Source organism: Planctomicrobium mucosum, from assembly GCF_051466335.1.
Taxonomy (GTDB): domain Bacteria; phylum Planctomycetota; class Planctomycetia; order Planctomycetales; family Planctomycetaceae; genus Planctomicrobium.
Map to the genome: position 1 here is coordinate 2149731 of NZ_CP195793.1, position 17081 is coordinate 2166811.

At 51.5% G+C, this 17081-nt stretch carries 14 protein-coding genes; 1 reads left to right on the forward strand and 13 read right to left on the reverse strand.

The features are described from left to right. Nucleotides 1–31: 31 nt before the first annotated feature. The 9 genes from SH668x_RS08725 to SH668x_RS08765 form a co-directional block, all read right to left on the reverse strand. Nucleotides 32–778 (reverse strand): hypothetical protein, encoded by a 747-nt coding sequence (locus SH668x_RS08725; RefSeq protein ID WP_437188306.1) that lies wholly within the window; start codon nt 776–778, stop codon nt 32–34. A gap of 5 nt (nt 779–783) precedes the next feature. Continuing rightward, entirely contained in the window at nt 784–1680 is an 897-nt protein-coding gene (locus SH668x_RS08730; protein WP_437188307.1) for a hypothetical protein, read from the reverse strand. Between the two features lie 14 nt (nt 1681–1694). Further along, entirely contained in the window at nt 1695–2609 is a 915-nt protein-coding gene (locus tag SH668x_RS08735) for a hypothetical protein (protein ID WP_437188308.1), read from the reverse strand. A gap of 1 nt (nt 2610) precedes the next feature. After that, entirely contained in the window at nt 2611–4752 is a 2142-nt protein-coding gene (locus SH668x_RS08740) for a Tad domain-containing protein (RefSeq protein WP_437188309.1), read from the reverse strand. After that, a complete protein-coding gene (locus SH668x_RS08745; protein WP_437188310.1) occupies nt 4753–5448 on the reverse strand; it encodes a hypothetical protein in 696 nt (231 codons plus the stop codon). It lies immediately after the preceding gene. 87 nt (nt 5449–5535) lie between these two features. Then, nucleotides 5536–5670, reverse strand: a complete 135-nt coding sequence (locus SH668x_RS08750) for a hypothetical protein (RefSeq protein ID WP_437188311.1) — start codon at nt 5668–5670, stop codon at nt 5536–5538. Nucleotides 5671–5770: 100 nt separating this feature from the next. Beyond that, nucleotides 5771–6532 carry a prepilin peptidase gene (locus tag SH668x_RS08755; protein WP_437188312.1) on the reverse strand — a complete coding sequence of 254 codons (762 nt, stop codon included), beginning with the start codon at nt 6530–6532 and terminating at the stop codon, nt 5771–5773. A 305-nt stretch (nt 6533–6837) separates the two neighbouring features. Beyond that, entirely contained in the window at nt 6838–7044 is a 207-nt protein-coding gene (locus SH668x_RS08760; protein WP_437188313.1) for a hypothetical protein, read from the reverse strand. 299 nt (nt 7045–7343) lie between these two features. Then, nucleotides 7344–8213 carry a hypothetical protein gene (locus SH668x_RS08765; protein ID WP_437188314.1) on the reverse strand — a complete coding sequence of 290 codons (870 nt, stop codon included), beginning with the start codon at nt 8211–8213 and terminating at the stop codon, nt 7344–7346. Nucleotides 8214–8359: 146 nt separating this feature from the next. Between SH668x_RS08765 and SH668x_RS08770 the strand changes: the two genes are divergently transcribed. Continuing rightward, nucleotides 8360–9460, forward strand: a complete 1101-nt coding sequence (locus SH668x_RS08770) for a CpaF family protein (protein ID WP_437188315.1) — start codon at nt 8360–8362, stop codon at nt 9458–9460. Nucleotides 9461–9680: 220 nt separating this feature from the next. On the opposite strand, the gene SH668x_RS08775 is transcribed toward SH668x_RS08770, so the two are convergent. The 4 genes from SH668x_RS08775 to SH668x_RS08790 form a co-directional block, all read right to left on the reverse strand. Beyond that, the gene (locus SH668x_RS08775; RefSeq protein ID WP_437188316.1) at nt 9681–10205 is read right to left on the reverse strand and encodes a hypothetical protein; all 525 of its coding nucleotides are present in this window, start codon (nt 10203–10205) and stop codon (nt 9681–9683) included. Nucleotides 10206–10218: 13 nt separating this feature from the next. After that, on the reverse strand, nt 10219–11175 hold the full coding sequence (locus SH668x_RS08780) for a DUF1559 family PulG-like putative transporter (protein WP_437188317.1): 957 nt from the start codon (nt 11173–11175) through the stop codon (nt 10219–10221). An 821-nt stretch (nt 11176–11996) separates the two neighbouring features. Beyond that, the gene (locus SH668x_RS08785) at nt 11997–14825 is read right to left on the reverse strand and encodes a c-type cytochrome domain-containing protein (protein ID WP_437188318.1); all 2829 of its coding nucleotides are present in this window, start codon (nt 14823–14825) and stop codon (nt 11997–11999) included. Nucleotides 14826–14833: 8 nt separating this feature from the next. Beyond that, nucleotides 14834–17050, reverse strand: a complete 2217-nt coding sequence (locus SH668x_RS08790; RefSeq protein ID WP_437188319.1) for a serine protease — start codon at nt 17048–17050, stop codon at nt 14834–14836. Nucleotides 17051–17081: the final 31 nt, after the last annotated feature.

Below are 17081 nucleotides of genomic sequence, written 5' to 3' on the forward strand. Positions count from 1 at the left end.
AGAAATCGATCGGAGATCGTGGACAGAATCGTTATTGGGGCAATGAGGCGGTCAGAAATTGTTTCTTTCCATAAGGGGCAACGAACACAATTTTCGCGCCGATCCGAAGAAATGGAGGAGCATTCGGGATCCCATCGATCTCCACGTAGATCAGTCGGTCAGCACCATCCAGCGGGGTCTTGGTGGTTTCCGTTCCTTCCGCTTCACTCGTCTGCAGGTCGATGGATTCGATCGCCAAAAGTTTTAGGAGCTTCTTTTCTGTTTCGGATTCCCCATGCGAGTATTCCCCTCGCATTGCTGCCAGATAGCGAAGCAACAGTTCCTTTTCCCTGTTGTTTTCGTTCGAGACAGCGAGAGTGATCACATTGCCAGTGGTGGAGTATTCCTGACCAATGAGCTTTTCCATTCCTTTGGTCGGGGAACTGCCGATGCCGACGAGAGTGAATGGACCGATGTAGTCCCATTGTGTTTGCTCTGCCTCATCGATGATGTCCCGTTGAAAGAGAAGGTCGCCTTGCTGATATTCGCGAGTCGCAGTCCGGTTCCAGAAGTTGTAACGCTGTTCCCAGGGGACAAGCGATTTGTTGTTCAGCTCTGGATCTCCCCGCACAGGAAGTTCCTCAAGGTCATCCCGGGTGATCTTCTGACCGATTGCGATCTTGTTTTTGACTGCTGCATACGTTGGATACGCACTCTCTCGACTGAGCCACATCCAGTTCAGCACGACCGCAACCGCACCGATACAAGCAGCTACGAGCAATTGGAGAAGTGTTTTCATGGCGATTACTTGTTATCTGTCGACATCTGAATGGGACACTGGAGGAGCAACAAATCGTGCTTTCCAGCCGTAGTTCTCAAAACGCACGCCAGTATCATGCTGTTGTTCAACGTGCAAAGGTAACTTGAAGTACCAAACCGGACATCCTGTTGTTGCTCAATCACCCATCCTGCGTTTTTCCACCTCAAAACGCTCTGTTCGATCGATTCCGGGACTTCCAGAATCTGTAATGCCGGTTCTCCATCGATCGTGTTTCGAGAGCAGGTTTCCTGAGCGGAGTCCGTCACAGGGAGAAGGAATCTCTGCTGAGACAGACGGATTTGTGTGGGGATTCCGACTTCAAAAACCTGATACATTCCGCTCGCTGCGGGTGTGGGAACAGCAGCCATCGCGTATTCGAGAACTTCCTGATCGTCTATTTTTTTTGTAATCAGTCCGAACTTTCCCTCTCCACTCGTGTGCTCGTAGAGATAACGATTCTCACCAAGTTCATGAGCAGGAGAGAGATACTTGATCGCTTCCGTCAACTTCGAGATGTCCGCGGAATCGAACCGCTGAGGTGGAGGATTCGATTTTCGCTTCTCGAGCGTTTCGATGACACGGGCTGTCGAATCGATTCGCATTGCTAATGCCCATTCACAGTCTTTCACTCGCCAGAAGCCTGCTTCGTGTGTCGAGAGATCACGCTGCAAAAGAGGGATGTCTAAAGTGGATTGAGACGTCGAAGAGGATCTTTTCACTGGAGTGAAGAGTTCGTGAAGTGTCGTGAACGTCTTCCAGCCGAAGATGATCACGATGACGATGACAATTGTCGAAATCAAACTTTCCAGTTTTGACCAAAGCGGTTTCGCCCGAACCGACGGAATTGGAGATGATTCAGGTGTTGTGTGAGAAGCAGCCACTGATCTTGCCTTGGTCAATTGTTCAATGCTCTTCCAAGCCGCTCGCTAAGATCTTCCAGATCACGATTACGCTGCTCGAGCTGCTTCACTTTATCTTCCGCTTTCTCCTTTTCTTCATCCAACACTTCTGATTCCTTTTCGAGATCTTCTTTTTGTTCATCAGTGAGGGTTTCATCTTTTAGCTTCTCAGCGATTTCATCCTGCATCTTGATGATGTCCTCAATACGCGTTTTCTCGTCTGCGATCGTCGTCAGATTCTGCTCGATGAGGTCCTTTGTCTGCTGAATCTTTTCTTCAACTTCTTTTTTGGCCTCCTCCAGTTTCTGCTTTCCTTCTTCGATCGCGCTTTCTGCCTGCTGCTTGAACTGATCGACGAGACCTTCAATGCCTGTCCCGGACGACAGTATAGAATTGACCGTAGAACGCAGGAGATTTCCGAAATCGCCGATTTTCCCAAGCATGTCAGTTAATGAACCGAGATTATTCACTCCAGCGAAGCCGGCGAGCTTTACGGAGGGTTCAAGATTCCAGTGATTGTTGAATTCCTTGAACCGTTTTGAAGGACCCGGTGCAGGATCATTGGTCCTCGCATGCCACGCATCACCGAAGATGATGTGACTTGACCGCGGCTTGGCGTATTCACGTAAGAATGGAACCGACTGGACCGTGTGGCTGCGATTTTTACGAATCGGTGTCGGGGGCTTCTGGAAATTGAACTCCGCATCGTTGGCTTCCTGATATCTGGCACGCCAGGCATCATTCCTCACTGTGGCGACAAGCAACGCCTGGTTTGACCAGAAGGTCCCCAGGAAAATGATGAACATGAGGAGCGGAACCAACACGGTTAAACACATCACCATCTCGAGCGGGACAATTCCCGTACGAGTCTGCTTTCCAGATTCCTGTGGTGTTTGTTGGTGAGTGCGCATGCTAATGGTTAAGAAGTTCTCGGTGCTTCAGTGCTTTCTTCAAGATCGATTTGCTGTTCCCCGGAAGAGTTGATGACGAGTCCTGTAGTCCCTGATTCAGATGATTCAGCAGCCGTCCTTCGGGAGTTAACGGGATCAGCTTGGCTTGCCAGTTGATCGTGACTTGCGCCTGGGAGTCAGTTTGTTGAGAACCTGTAAACAGGCTTGTGAAATCGACATCGCGTTTTGCGACAGGATGGTCTCCCCATTCCAACGCTTTGACGGGAGGAGTCCAATTGAGAGTATTCCAGCCAGAATTGACCTGAGTTTGCGTGAGCTGAGGGCCCCCTGTGACTTGGCGGCCGTTTGCGTTGTAGAACATGCTTCCAGAAATGGTGACATTCCCGGTCTTGTGCGGATTTTTGTACATCGACTGAATCAGCAGCGGAGACTGAAATTTGCTTGTCGCTGTGGCACTCAGCGAAAACAGTAGTTCGCCTTGCGACCTGTCTTGGGTCCATGTTTCAAACCCTCGCTCCTGAGGGCTGCTGTTCTCCATCACGTAGACGTATGCTTTTTCGGCATCGTCGTCGCCCGTGCGGATGAGATGAACGTTCGCCAGTAGATACCGATTCGAGTAATGAACATAGAGATGACCGGCCGCAGAGAGCTTGAATATCTGGTCCAGAAAGTTGTAGATCGGACCACGGAAACTGTTGACGTACGGATAGGACGCGCGAGTGAATTGGGAGACACGGGTCTGTTCAATGTCAGTTTCCGGCATCGCGTACTTTGAGTTGGGATCGCGACTCGGGTTCGAGGCATAATCTCCTGGGTACTCCGGAAGGTTTGTATCGACCTTTGTTTTGCCTATCGCCGAGTTGAGTTCATCATTAATTTTTCCGAGAAAGCTGTCATCCAGTCCGACGACAGAGAGGATTCCGGAAACAGCGTCGAGCAACCCTCCAACGACATCTAATCCGACGTTGATGGGGCTCGTGACCGCTTCGAAAATCTTGATCATTCCGACCAAGAGTGGGTCTTTTTCAAACTCCTCGCTCCAGAGGCTCGGCGGAATTTTCTTGTTGACTTCGTTCTTGGGGGGCGTTTCCGGTTCGACCGGAAGACGCAACTTTTTCACGTCCGGAAAAACATGCAACTCGACGTTCTGGCCTTTGTAGAATTCCTTGAGGTTGTTCAGAGACCTGTCGACGGCTCTGTTTAATGGAGCTGATTGAAGCAAGTTCGCCGAGAGTTTTTTCCCACCCGGAGATCGTCCTGCGACTGAGTCTGCGTAGAGGGTGAGTGCAGGGACCAAGGTTTCCCTCATGACGGTTCGGACTTTCGTCAGCGGAATCACTGCCACTTCGAGTCCTTCAAGCATCTTCCATTCGATCAACACCCGCGGCAGGATCGTCGCGCTGATATAAGTGTGTACTGAAAGGCAGGCTGTCTCGATTGCGGGGCCAATGCCAAATGGAATCCAGAACGTGGCCACGGTGATCACATGGGCTGCTTGCTTCATTTTGAAAGCGAGTATGGTGATGCTGCGGAGCGTCAGCTGAGCATCGTAGAGTGTTGCCGCTGCCGTGTGCTTTCCATCATCTGAACGACTGTCAGGCAAGACGGCATCTGAGACCTCTTTCACCAACCGTTCGTCGATGCTGTGAATAGAACTCGAAAAATTCCCGTCGTTTGCGCTTACCGATGCGGGAGTCCCTTCAAGCTGGATCAATGTGCGAATCTCATTGCACTTTGCCTGGCTTTCGCTGATGACAGGTGATGTGTCACCCGTTTCCAGCAATTTTCCGCCGAACGCATCGATGATTGTCATCATGGCGGTCGCTTCACCGAGCAGGTGGTTCGTGGTGGTGATGGCATTCATTCCACGGGCCATCCAGAGAGCCGAGGTGTAGCTCGCAGCATCCGCGGCATTTTGGAGTTCCATCTTCCGTTTGATCGCGACTCCGATGTTGCAGACAAAGCCAATCAGCAGCAGCATGAACATGATGGTGATCAATGTCACCAAGGTGAGTTTGCCTTCTTCGCTGACGATCACTGTTCGAGATAGGGAGGGGGCTGCTTCGTGGGGGGCTGGGCTCGCCGAGTGGCTTGCGTCCTCTCCTGTCAGAATTGAACGAAGATAGTGGTGATGTGAAGTCACTTATGGTCCTAAAAAAGCGATGCCTAAGCGTCCAGACGCATTTTGCAGGCCTTCGTTTTGCAGCGAAACCTCGCTGACAATCGGGCGGGTGTAATAGCCATCGCCTCCCTGAGATCCGAGAATGTTGCCGACAATGGGAACATGAAAGCGATACCGGTATTCCACTTTGCAGCGGATGTCGTCAAGGAAATCCGTCGGTGAGGAGAGAGTGACCGAGAGGGAATCGGTCGAATCCTTCATCTTGGCGAAAAGGAATCTTGAGGAAGCGGGTTTGGTGGAGAAGTCGTTGTGAGCTCTTGTGTAGGCTCGGTGCCATCCACTCGCCTGCGCAGCATTGATGGTCCGGTGGACCCTCCGCGTTCCATTTGCGAATGGGACAAAAGCTTGTTGAGCCGCTTCTCGAGCCCGTTGCAGCGTCTGCATATTTCCGTCTTCAACACCGTTCCAGACGATTGCCGTTCTTGCTCCAGCATATGCCGAGTAAACGCTTCCTGCCTTAGCAACCATGAGCAACGTGCATTCTGTCGTGAATCCAACGAAGACAATGTAAAACGGCAGCGTCATGACCCATCCGAGAGAGTATGACGCCCCCGATTCGTCACTGGCAGTCATTGACACGCGACGGAGAGAAAACCCACGGCAGATCTGAACTGTCATCCAGCCGCTGATGACCAGACTCACTAGCCAGAAAAACACAATCCATTCAATGGAACTCAGCCAAATCCAGAAAAAACTCACTTTGAAGGCCCTTCGTGGAGTGATGAGATCGGCACCTTTTCTTACTTACAAATAGGGCCATCCCAAGCTGCAGATCATCAGTGAATGCATATAGGAAAAACCGCGGACTGCCAGTCCAAGGAGAGCGACCGCGAGCGGGAACATCACCCCCAATGTCATGACTGCCTCAAACTCCACCATGCCGCTTCGCGGATTCGATGTGGAGGTATTCCGTGAGTGAGTGCGATTTTTCTGATGTTTTCTCACGTCAATCGCCCCCTGTATGTTTCGTGATAGTTGTTTAACAACTGAGGTAGGAAAGCGGTCCCATCGCAAATACAGCCCCGCAGGCGAGAAAGCCTCCAACGGGGACAGGCTGAGATAGAAATTCAGATTCACCAAGTTCCGGTTTCGAGAAAGAAACAGGAAGCAACGTATGCCCAATCCATTGCAGCGAGAAGCGACCCAGTTTGAAAAATCCGACGCGTCGTAACAGCATTGCCAGACTCACGATCCCGGCCAGAAGATAGGCAATAATCATCGCGAGGAACGCTTCTCGAACCCCCAGGGCAGCCCCGATCACAGTCATCATCTTGATATCTCCGCCTCCCAGTCGGGCGATTCCGGAGATCATGGACGCTGCAGCCAGAAATACTACGGCTCCCATAACGGATTCCCCAATCCCAATTGCCCCTAGAAACGGCGGCCCGACGGGAGGCAGGCTCAAGTTCAATTCGGATGTTTGATTGGAAACAGAAGTCTGAACGGGAAGTGAACTCGCAATCGAATTGATGAGAAGAAACCAGATGAGGGCGGGGTAGGTCACCCAGTTGTAAATCTTCTGCCATCGATAATCCGTAATCAGGCAGACGAGTCCAAAAACGATCAGAAGGAGTCCGCACATCGTTCCTAATCGGTGTGCGGTGAAACGCCAACTCAGAAAGCTAATGGGGGCCAGAAAAAGGGGAAATGCAAATGAGATCTGCCAGAGTCGCCGACGTGTGGACGTCAGGGCGACGCTGGTGACAGGCTGTGAATCCGTCTCAGCGAGAGAAGCCACCATGGTTGCTGCTCAGTCTGTTTCGATCTCGACGACAAGACTTGACCACGTGCTCGACGAGAGGTCTCTGGCGTTGAAAATTCCTAGCCAAAATCTCCGACGAGAAGCAAGTTCGATCTCCAGAGTACGGCAAAATGCTCGAGCTAACTGCTGAATTCAGCGAAGAGGGGGACCGTGAATTGAAAATGCAACCCGACGACTTCAGACCTGATTTCAGAGCACGTGCTCCTATGCTGGAGAACCAGATTGGTGAGGACGAATCGAATTGGCCCCTTTGAAGACTCAGCTGCGAGTTCGTAGTTGTGTAGTTAATTCGGAACGGCGAATCCTGGATCTTTGGTTGCGTTCTGCAAACTGGGCTTCGTCTTGTTGAAGATGTAAGTCCCAACAGCAATCAAGGCGACCACGACCAGCGCACCAACGCCAAGAAGCATGACGTTACTCATCGCTTGATCGCCATCTTCATCGGCGTGGAATCTGGCAATCTCGTTACAATAATTTCTCAACATCATCATTCGGCCTTCTCAAGAGACAACGATCGGAGATGCGAAAATACTAACGACTTGAATGCTATCGATTTTGAGGGCGTTTCATAGTGAAGATTACACGATTTTTCTTGAGACTGACGGGAGGGCTGTTTTTGTAGTTGCCTGGCTGACTTATGAGCAGGAACTTTTCCGGTCCAGTACTGTGCCGGTTCACTTGCCTTAAGATCCATTACTCGTTGAATTCTGCAATCGGAAATTCAACTCGAAAACAATGAAACTTGTTTCATAATCCATGTTAAGAAACCGGGGCTGGCGATCGCGGATGGTTACTCTTTTCCGTAAAGGGTCAAATAGTAAGTGATGTAGGAATTTAGATCGTTTGTGTAGTCCAATTCGATCTTGCTGCCATCTGGCTTTTCAACATGTATGACCATCGGAGTGCTTGCCTCCAACTTCATCTTTTTCGTCACGTCAGACAATCGCTTCAATCGATGTCGTGCCATTTCCTCATCTTTTAGTTCAAGCGACTGCTCTGTTTGTTGCAGTCGGTTGAGTAACTGGGCTGGGAGTTGATCGGAAAACCTCAGAAGAAATTTTCCTATCCGCGATGGGTGATTCCATGTGATCTCGTCGCTTGCTCCTGAGCCTGTGACAAGCATCGCGACGACCCCGCCTCCGATACCCAGTGCAATCAGTAGTAAAAATACCCCGAGAATGTTCTGCAGATTCCTCGCCTTGGAGCCGTTCTTTCCCGGATCATCCTCTTTGCTTTTGTTCTTGTCTGTTGAGGATTCAGTGTTTGCCTCGGCGATTCTGGACTCCCGTTCCTTGATCGACCGCTGCCGATACTGTTCGACAATATCTTGACCGGACGGATCAGGAGAGGGTTCTGGAGAGCCTTTGATCACCAGATCCAGTGAGATTCCCTCGCCGAGACTCAATTGATCGTCCGAATTCCATTCAACGGTCCGTCCTGCCGGCAGGACTGCATCACCAAGCGGAAGGTCTCTCCCGGATCGATTTATGAGTTGATAATGGCCGCTTGCAAAGCGGAGCGTCAGGACATGTCCTTCGATATTGGGGAAGTCGATGAGCAGGTCACTGTTTTGCGAGGAACCAATTCGCATCATCTCATTCTGGATCCAATGTTCTCGCGGGGGCTGTCCTTCCGCTTGAATTCGGATGATCGCTGGCATGCACACCCCCCTTGCGTCTCGCGAGAATCTGAGATTTTGTGAGTGGATTGACCTGTCTTATTAACGCTAAATTGAAACCAAGAAATCTTCAATGGAATTTTAGTCTGTTCTATAATGATCGTTGCGATAACCAGAGGGTGAATGCCGTGGACCGACGAGAAGTCTATCTGCAGACGCTAAAGTTCTTCCTCGGTCCGATTGATTCGTTACTCTCTGATCCGGATGTCTCGGAAGTGATGATCAATGGGCACGAGACAGTCTTTTTTGAAAAAGGAGGGCGGATCCACCGGTCCGAACTTCAATTTCCGAATTCTTCTTTTTTGTCCGCTGCAGCCAGAAATATCGCTGAGTATGTAAATCGAGAAGTCGGGCCCGGAAATCATAGTATGGACGCCCGATTGCCGGATGGATCACGTGTACATGTGATTGTGCCTCCCACAAGTCGACAGGGGGTGTGCATCACCATCAGGAAGTTTCGAAAGGCTTCTTTCGATTTGACGAGCTTAGTGAAGTGGAACTCGCTGACTCAGAATGTCGCGGATTTTCTCAATGCTGTTGTTCGCTGTCATAAGAACACAATCATTTCCGGAGGAACTGGATCCGGAAAGACATCGATATTAAATGCATTGTCTGGATGTATTCCTGAATACGAGCGAATCATCGTGATTGAAGACAGCAGCGAACTTCAATTAAACCAGCCCCACACGCTTTATCTTGAATCCCAGCTAGGAGGTGAAGGATTTGAGAAAGTGACGATTCGTGAACTGTTTGTTGATTCGTTACGAATGCGACCAGACCGGATTATTGTCGGTGAAGTTCGAAGGGGAGAAGCTCTCGATCTCGTTCAGTCGATGATTTCCGGGCATGATGGATCCTTAGCCACCGTTCATGCGACGACTCCTCGCGACGCAGCCGTTCGACTGGAAACACTCTGTATGATGAGTGATGTCAGTCTTCCTGCGCATGTGTCGCGCATGCAGGTTGCATCGGCGATTCATATTGTGATCCAGATTGCGAGGCTGGTTGATGGCTCACGGAAAGTGACCAGCGTGGCAGAGTGCCTGGGCCTCGATGAAAAGAATCACTATGTCTTTCAGGAGATCTATGGCTTCGTAAGTCGTGGCCTGGACAGCGACGGGAAGGTCCTCGGGGAGTTGAAGTGGACCGGAGTCATTCCCTCGTTCTCAAAGCAAATCCGTGAAATGGGTTTGCAATGTGAGTGTGCCTCGGACGAATTGCAAACTTGAATTATCGAGTCAGTGAAATCGGATTAAACTGACGCGGCATTGAAATGATCGATCTCATTCGAACGCCTGTAAGTTGTGGTGCCGCGGACACTCCTCTTGGTGTCCGCAAAATGAAAAGTGCCGATGCTCTCGTAAGAGGATCGGCACTCGGTCGCTTGCTTGAGGTTACGCCTGCACGCTGCGGTGCCGAAGCTGGTAGCCCGCAGGCTTGAAGGGGGATCTATTTGAGATCGAAATCCACGTCCTTGTTTTCCCCGGATTTAACGGTGTGCTTCAATCCACTCGTACCACCTAGGGTATAGCGCACGGGAAAGGGAGGATCCTTACGAATAATTGGCCGAGGACCGACTTTTGGGGCTTTATCGTCCGAAACCAGTTCATCAGGAGGTCCGCTCAACTGAACGAGATAGTCGACAGCCGGGATTTGTGGGCTTCCCTGGAACACCAGCGAATAGGCACCATTTTCATCAAGCTGACCCGTGGCTGTATATCCAGTCGCAGGAGCCTGAAAAAGAATCATGCATTTTGCGGGAAGTGGCTTTCCTTTCAGTGTCACCTTCCCCGAGACCGTTCCTTTGGGACCTTTGTAAGCATCGTCGGGAGCGCTGTTACACCCGCAGAGTGCCGCGAGGCAGATCAAAACAAATGGCAAACGAGTCCGCATTTCGAAGTCCTGATAGACAGAAAGAGATTGAAGGAGTGCGCTTGGAGCAAATTCCCGTAGCTGCGCGAATACCGACGTCATGGGAGGTCGGTATTCAGAATTCTCCAATCACCTGGCGGTCGTCCGCTGCAGCCAAATGCTTCAGTGTGTCGAGATGCACATTGTTCGAGACAAATCGAACCGCGCCATCACCGAGCAGGACTTGAGCGCCTCCAACATGGGCGGATGTGAACGGAGCGTTGAACGCTGACCATCCCCCTGGGTAGACACCCACCTGATTAACGACCTGAGCGTTGGGCGGGTAGTTGACGACAACTGTCGTGTACATCAGATTTCCACTGAATCCACCATAATTTCCTTTGAACCATGTTCCTTCTGCATTTCCGTTCGGGCGCACTTCGTGGTAGCCGCCGGCAGAGTCCCGCAGCTTTTCGCTAATTTCTCCGATGACAATTGTGTTGGACATGCCGTCCGTGCAGTTCGACATTGATTTAAAGGTTTTGGATGAAATCAATCCATTGTCAGAGAAGATCGCGGAACCTGCTCCAGCCCAAGGAAGAGATGCATTTGGAATGTTACCTGGATCACTCCAGATCGACGAGTTGTTTGCGCCCGCGACTCCAAAGTAGTTACCGACCATGTGAGCGCCCCAGTTTGGGCGCCAAGCATCGTTTGGAATCTGAACGAGAGGAGGGAGTGGCGAGGAAGGGCACAACAGCCAGGCCAAAGTCTTACCGGAAACAATCTCTTCGTTGGCTTTCAGTTCTGCTGAATTCCCTGCAGCAAAATCCCATCGATTGTAAATTGCAGCTTGATCGAGATAGGGCAGCAATGCGACCCAGTAACTTTCTCCCCAAGCTGGATCGACGTTTCCTCCGCCGGCCGGAAATTTGGAGTATGTGTCGTGGTAAGTGTGTAATGCCAAGCCGTGCTGCTTGAGATTATTCTTGCACTGAGTTCGGCGAGCCGCTTCTCGAGCCTGTTGAACCGCAGGTAAAAGCAATGCGATCAAAACCGCGATAATGGCGATCACGACCAACAACTCGATCAAAGTGAATCCCGGGAGCACCCTTCGAGTGGGCGACTGCAGGGGGGATTTCACTTTGAAAAGAGAATTCTCAGGAACCATTGATCTCTCCTCACTCTTTCATAGTCGACAATAAAAACGAATGACCTATCAAATCCGAATTGGGAAGTTCTAAAATAAAGACAACACTTACTTAGTTGTAAATGTTGATGGGTTGGTTTGAATTTACGCTCGCAAAATTCTTATTGTCAATGGATGATGCATTTTGCTGATCCAGTGGTCATATTTTTGCAATATTGTTTGCGGAAAGCATCGATTTGATGAGAAGTTTGACGATTTTATTGACAGGAGAATATGAGGGAATCGGAAGTCTGTTCATGAGATGATTGAACAGTCTGAAGCGGACACTGCGACTAATTCTCAAACGCACGACAATTCGTGACCGGGAATTGTCCCTATTCAGACTGGTATGGTGAGGTCTTCCGAGGTCTCACGCCTCGCCGTTGCCGGTGTTCGAAGCCTTGTGATGAAGGGACGCAGTCCTTCGGTGAAGAGAGTTTTTCTCGCTGCAAAATCGTCGTTCAGGCGGCTTATTGAAGAGTGATGGTTGGCCAGCGAAGACGATCGCAGGTTCTCGCGAAATTACGTTTAATACTTCGGAGACTGTGGACCTTGCAGCATTTGAACTGGCGAATGAAAGTGCATCGCCGCCCATCAATCGACTCGCTGTTGGCCGCCGAGTTCCTCTCAGGTCGTGATGGAGACCCGTACGACACCGATACGGTTCGCGAAGCCTGATCTCATTGAGAAGACTGACTGAAAGAGTTCAACTTGGAAATTTCGTCCTATTTCTTTCCGAATTGGGCCAGTTCCTGACCAGTGGCAGTATCCCAGACACGGAGCACACCATCTTCACCGCCGGCAACTAAGATTGTGCCATCTTCCGATGCAGCGAGAGTGTGCATGAAATTTGGGAGTGCTCGAAATGCCCGGATTTCCCCTCCTGCATCGTTCACAATTCTCACCATCTCGTCTCCGGAAGCGGATGCAATCATGGTACTCGCGCCGAGGTACTGAATCGCGGTCACCTCTTTGTTCCAACCTTGGATCTTGCGCTGCCGCTCACCAGATGCCAGATCCCAGATAATCACGCTTCCGTCGCCGCCACCTGTCGCAGCGAAGCGATTGTCGGCACGGAATGAGACCGACATTGCATGATGCGTATGTCCTTCGAATAGGGCGACGTGGTTGCCCGTCCCGACTTCTGTGATCTTTGCCAGCCGGTCAGCACTCCCGGAAGCAAGTTGCTCTCCGTTCGGGGAGAACGTCAGACTTAACACACTATCTGCGTGGCGTTCTTCCCAGAGAGAAATCAACTCTCCTGTTTGAACGTCCCAAAGGCTGATGTCGCCTGATCGGGAAGGGGAGCCACTTCCGACCGCGAGGATGTCTCCCGCAGGATTGAAACAGACGGCCGAAACGCGGTTTGAAAAGACGGACGGATGGCTGGACTCATCGAATGTTCTTTCCAGAGTCCAACTGGTGTTCAAGTCGAATTTTGTTCGACTTCCATCAGCATGAATGGCGACAAACACCCCCGCTTCCGGCGATTGGAGCACTGCTCTTGCGAACGACTCTGCGGTGTGGAATTGTGCAACAGGGGAGCCTGTCTTATGGCTCCATGCCCGGAATTCTCCAGATTCGTCAATTGAAGCCACCAGTTGACCATCCGCTGAAAAACAGATCGAACTCGGCACTCGACGTTGGGCAGCAATCTCTGCTGTTGCCTGCGTGACGGCACCAGTCTTCGCTTCGATTTCCTGTGAGGTCTGCGCGATGGATTCGTTTGCAGATGCAATTAACGCGAGATTCTTGTCCTTCAGCTCTGTGGCTCGCTCGATTTCAACTTTTGCATCCTGAATCTGATTACGTGATTCTGAGAGAGTGCTTAGACTTGCTTTTGTGTTTCTCGCCTCCGCTGCCGCGGTTGCCTGTGCCTGAGTGATTTGATCCTCGACAGGCTTCAGCATGTCCGCGGGTGATCCCTGCGACTTCAGTGATTCAAGCTGCTGCTTCAAATCCTCAATCTTCTTGAGAGTCAGCGCTTCTGCATCGAGTGCAGTCTGATAGTTCATTTCTTTTGTTGGAAGGACCCCATTCGCGATCTCGATGGTTTCCTTGGCTTTCCCGAGAACCACGTCCAAGCTGGCGTTTTGCCCTCCAAGTTCAGTGACCTTCGCTTGGAAATAGCTCAGGTTCAGCTTCTTCATGTCGAGTTCGCGAGTCACCTTGCCGAGCGCCTCTTTCATCGAGATGCTCGTCGACAGATCCTTGGTGACCTGACCATCTTTGCTGTTGATGACGCGGATGATCCCCTCTGGGGTAGAGCAAACAAACAAGTCATTTGCCGCTGTCATCCCATGCGCAGGACTCACGGGGCTTTGAAATTGATTGACGAAGGTGGCGTCAGCAGCATTAAAGACCCGGTTCTGTCCTGAGGCATCGGAAACCAGCACGAGGTCCGAGTGGGCAATCACACTCAGTGCGGTGATGGAAGGATTTTGATCGTTGATCAATTGAGGAGCAGGAACACCAGCAGCGAGCCCACCGGTGAAGTTCCAGATTCGCAGCGTTGAATCTGGACCGACAGCGATGAGAACGTTCGTACGGTTCCCCCAGAGTAGAGATTTTAGCTCAGTTCCTGTTTCAATCGTCGCTTCCTGAATGTCGCCCGATACACTTCGAATATTGATTTTGTTGTCTGGGAGTGCGATCGCGAGTAGCTGGTCGTCGGATGAAATGGAAATAACAGGCTTGTCACCTACGGGAATGTTGTCCCATGTCTGGATCACAGAGCTGGTAACTGTGTCCTGAATGGTCAGAGAACCAGATTTGGTCAATGTTGCGAAACGCAATCCGTCGAAGCTGAGATCTGAAGCAACGATGTCAGAAGCGGGTGGTTGAATTCTCTGCGGCTGGAGGAGAGGAGACCGCTTCCAGAGTTTCACATCCCGTTCGCCTCCGGAGGCGAGCCATTCACCACTTGAACTGAAGGCGAGAGCTTGTAGCACGCCGTTATGTGCTGCTCCTGGTTCTCCATCAGGGATCAACTTGGAGCAGGCGGGGTCAGTGAGCGTCTGGGCTGGAGTCAGAGTGGCGATGTCGTAAAGTTCAAGACGATTGCCGCGCCCGGCTGCTGCCCAGCGACCGTCACCGGTAATAGCGGCGGCGTAGATGGGATGAACAGTCTCGGGGATCTGACGCCAATGAATCTGATCTTGCTGACGAACTGAGTCTTTGGCCCCTTCGTTAATCCAGGCTGCCAGAACTGCCAGTTCATCTTTTGTCAGATTCTTGGCTCCCGACTTGTTATTCTTCGGAGGCATTTCCAGTCCCCCGTCATGGATCGCCGCTTGATAGATCAGGCTTTCACTTGCCTTCCCCGCGACAACGCCATCTCCACTGTCTCCACCCTGACGGGCCGTGAGAGGGGACTCAAGATTGAGGCTCCCCTCGGTTGTCGTCTTGTTGTGACAGGAAACGCAATTCGATTTCAGGATGGGATAAACATCCCGATAGAAATCTGACTCCGCAGAACATTCCATCGCTGAAAGGGATGCACTGAAAAGAGCGAAGCAAACTGCGATCGAACGGGATGTGGAGGCGGGCAGCATGTTAATCATCATGAACCGGAGGCCGGGGTGACAAGAATGCGAATCGGCTCGGAAACGACGATGTCTGCAATCTCTTGTGGATTCGAACGTTGCTGAGCCGCTTTGAGCTTCGCTTCAGCGTCCGCCTTGATTTTCTCTGCTGCTTGACGTTGCGCGGCGAACTCTTCGCTCGCATCGTTGGCAGCGACATTCGTCAACAATTTCTGCAGGTTTTCTTCTGCAACACGTAGGTCATCCTCGCACTGCTTTAGGCGGTCCATGCGTTCGCGATAGCGTGAGACAACTCCGCCGTGCAATCCGAGCACGTATTCGCCGGGGGTGAGTTTCAGTGCTGCAGAATCGATTTCGGTTTCGAGTGATGGGGCGTTCAGCGGGACGTCGATACTTTTGACTCCTTCAAGCCCTGCGCCCAATGGCGAGAGGACCAGCGCACCCGAGAACTCACCACGCCAGGTCAATTTCAGCGGGACACTGATCTTCTGGCCTGCGACGACTTCCCAGACTTTGTTTTCTGCAGGGGCAATTGTTAGTGGAGCTGCGTCCGCATCACCGACGGAAACAGGGATATCAACCATCAGCCGTGGCTTTGGAATCTCTCCCCACGCATCACGAACCGGCCAGGCCATGGAGGCCATCGAACCGTCTCGTTCGATCATTGTCTCACCCGCATTCCCTCGACCGACAATTCGGGACACCGCCCAGTTCCGTGGGGCACTTTCGGAGGCTGTGATCAAGAGCGTTCCTGTCGCTCGACCAGCCGCAATCTTCAGTCCGGTTGCAGTCACTCCTTCAGGAAGACCTTCCATCACGATGTCGATGTCACCGTTGAAGCCGTCTTTCCGAATTGCAACAACATCGAACACCATCGTCGTACCCGGACGGAGAGCGATGGGTTTCGACAGGGCTGCACGATCTCCGTTTCGCAGAGTGAGATGCTTCGCCCAGCAGATCAGCGCGAAATCCGGAGTTGGTTTGCGAATGATGAGTCGATACTCGTTGACCGGATCATTCCGGGTTCCACCAAAGAGGTCCCGAAGTTGAATTCGGTAAGTTCCATCCTCAGGAATTGTGAGTGTTCCGAGCGCATCGGCACTTCCGGGATAATATGGGGGGCCGTCGTAGGAGTACCCATTTGAAGAGACCTGCAATGGATGTGGGATGTCATTGAACTCAGCGACATCCGTCAACGTCGCTGCTGCTCCATTGACTCCGGGAACGACCTTCTGAACCAGAACGAACGGATTTGTGGGAAGTCCGAGTCGTTGTGAAACGACTTCGATCCACCAGACGTCTCCTTTTGTCCCGACGAATTCAAAGCTGTCGACATCTGCCGCCGGAAAGAATCTTCCCGAAACTTCACATGGAAGCTGAATCTGCTGCGACACCTGCTGATTGGGCTCTAACTCCGTCTCGTAGAGCAGAGACGCAGGTGGTGCAGAAAAATCGCATACTTGACGCGTTCCCGGTTGGCGGACGATGTCGGACCCTTCAGGAGTTGTGGTCAGTGCCAATCGGTAGAAGTACTCCGGGCCTCCCTGAAAAGTTTTGTCATGCACCTTAACAACGTAGGTGCCATCGCTGGGCGCGATGAATTCAATCAGGCCGTTGAGTCGATCCACTTTGAGATCACGTCCCTGATGATCTGCGACGATCAACACGGGGGCTAAACGGGAGTCAATGCGGGGAGCTGCACATTCGATGATTGTGCGGGTTCCAGCCTTGGATTCAAACGTATAGAAGTCGATAGAACGCCCTGTCGCGTGGGAGTTCAAGACGGAATCGTTCTCCAGCTTCTGTGCCGTAGCGATCGTGTTATTGGGAGCATTTCGAGACTGTTCAGGATTCTTTCCGACCGTAAACGCGCGAGAAGAAGAAATCCCCATGTGTGTCATGACGCGAGCGTCGCAAATTCCCGATTCGGATGCAGGGTCGATCGTCACCCTGAACTTGTTGGGGATGGGAGATCCCGCAGCATCCGTCAGATGAGTAGCCCGAATGCCAGGATTGGAGAACAGAAGTTCTGCGTCGGGGTCGTCGACATTCTCTCCTGTAATCGTGACTTCGATCGTCGTCCCAATCTGGCCACCCGTCGGCATAGTGGTCAGCAGTCGTGGAGCGGGTAGACCGACGGACTGTGCCAACAGCAACGCAGGGCAAAGTTGGAAAACGATGAGAGTTCCAAACAATCGGACCGCGTGAGAACTCAACAGTGATCGATCAATCATGATTATCGGTACCTGTTTCATTGTGAACCGC

Excerpts from the sequence above, each read along its gene's own strand:
- SH668x_RS08725 (WP_437188306.1), bottom strand. The coding sequence starts at position 778 with ATGAAAACACTTCTCCAATTGCTCGTAGCTGCTTGTATCGGTGCGGTT.
- SH668x_RS08735 (WP_437188308.1), bottom strand. The coding sequence starts at position 2,609 with ATGCGCACTCACCAACAAACACCACAGGAATCTGGAAAGCAGACTCGT.
- SH668x_RS08750 (WP_437188311.1), bottom strand. The coding sequence starts at position 5,670 with ATGGTGGAGTTTGAGGCAGTCATGACATTGGGGGTGATGTTCCCGCTC.
- SH668x_RS08755 (WP_437188312.1), bottom strand. The coding sequence starts at position 6,532 with ATGGTGGCTTCTCTCGCTGAGACGGATTCACAGCCTGTCACCAGCGTC.
- SH668x_RS08760 (WP_437188313.1), bottom strand. The coding sequence starts at position 7,044 with ATGATGATGTTGAGAAATTATTGTAACGAGATTGCCAGATTCCACGCC.
- SH668x_RS08765 (WP_437188314.1), bottom strand. The coding sequence starts at position 8,213 with ATGCCAGCGATCATCCGAATTCAAGCGGAAGGACAGCCCCCGCGAGAA.
- SH668x_RS08775 (WP_437188316.1), bottom strand. The coding sequence starts at position 10,205 with ATGACGTCGGTATTCGCGCAGCTACGGGAATTTGCTCCAAGCGCACTC.
- SH668x_RS08785 (WP_437188318.1), bottom strand. The coding sequence starts at position 14,825 with ATGCTGCCCGCCTCCACATCCCGTTCGATCGCAGTTTGCTTCGCTCTT.
- SH668x_RS08790 (WP_437188319.1), bottom strand. The coding sequence starts at position 17,050 with ATGATTGATCGATCACTGTTGAGTTCTCACGCGGTCCGATTGTTTGGA.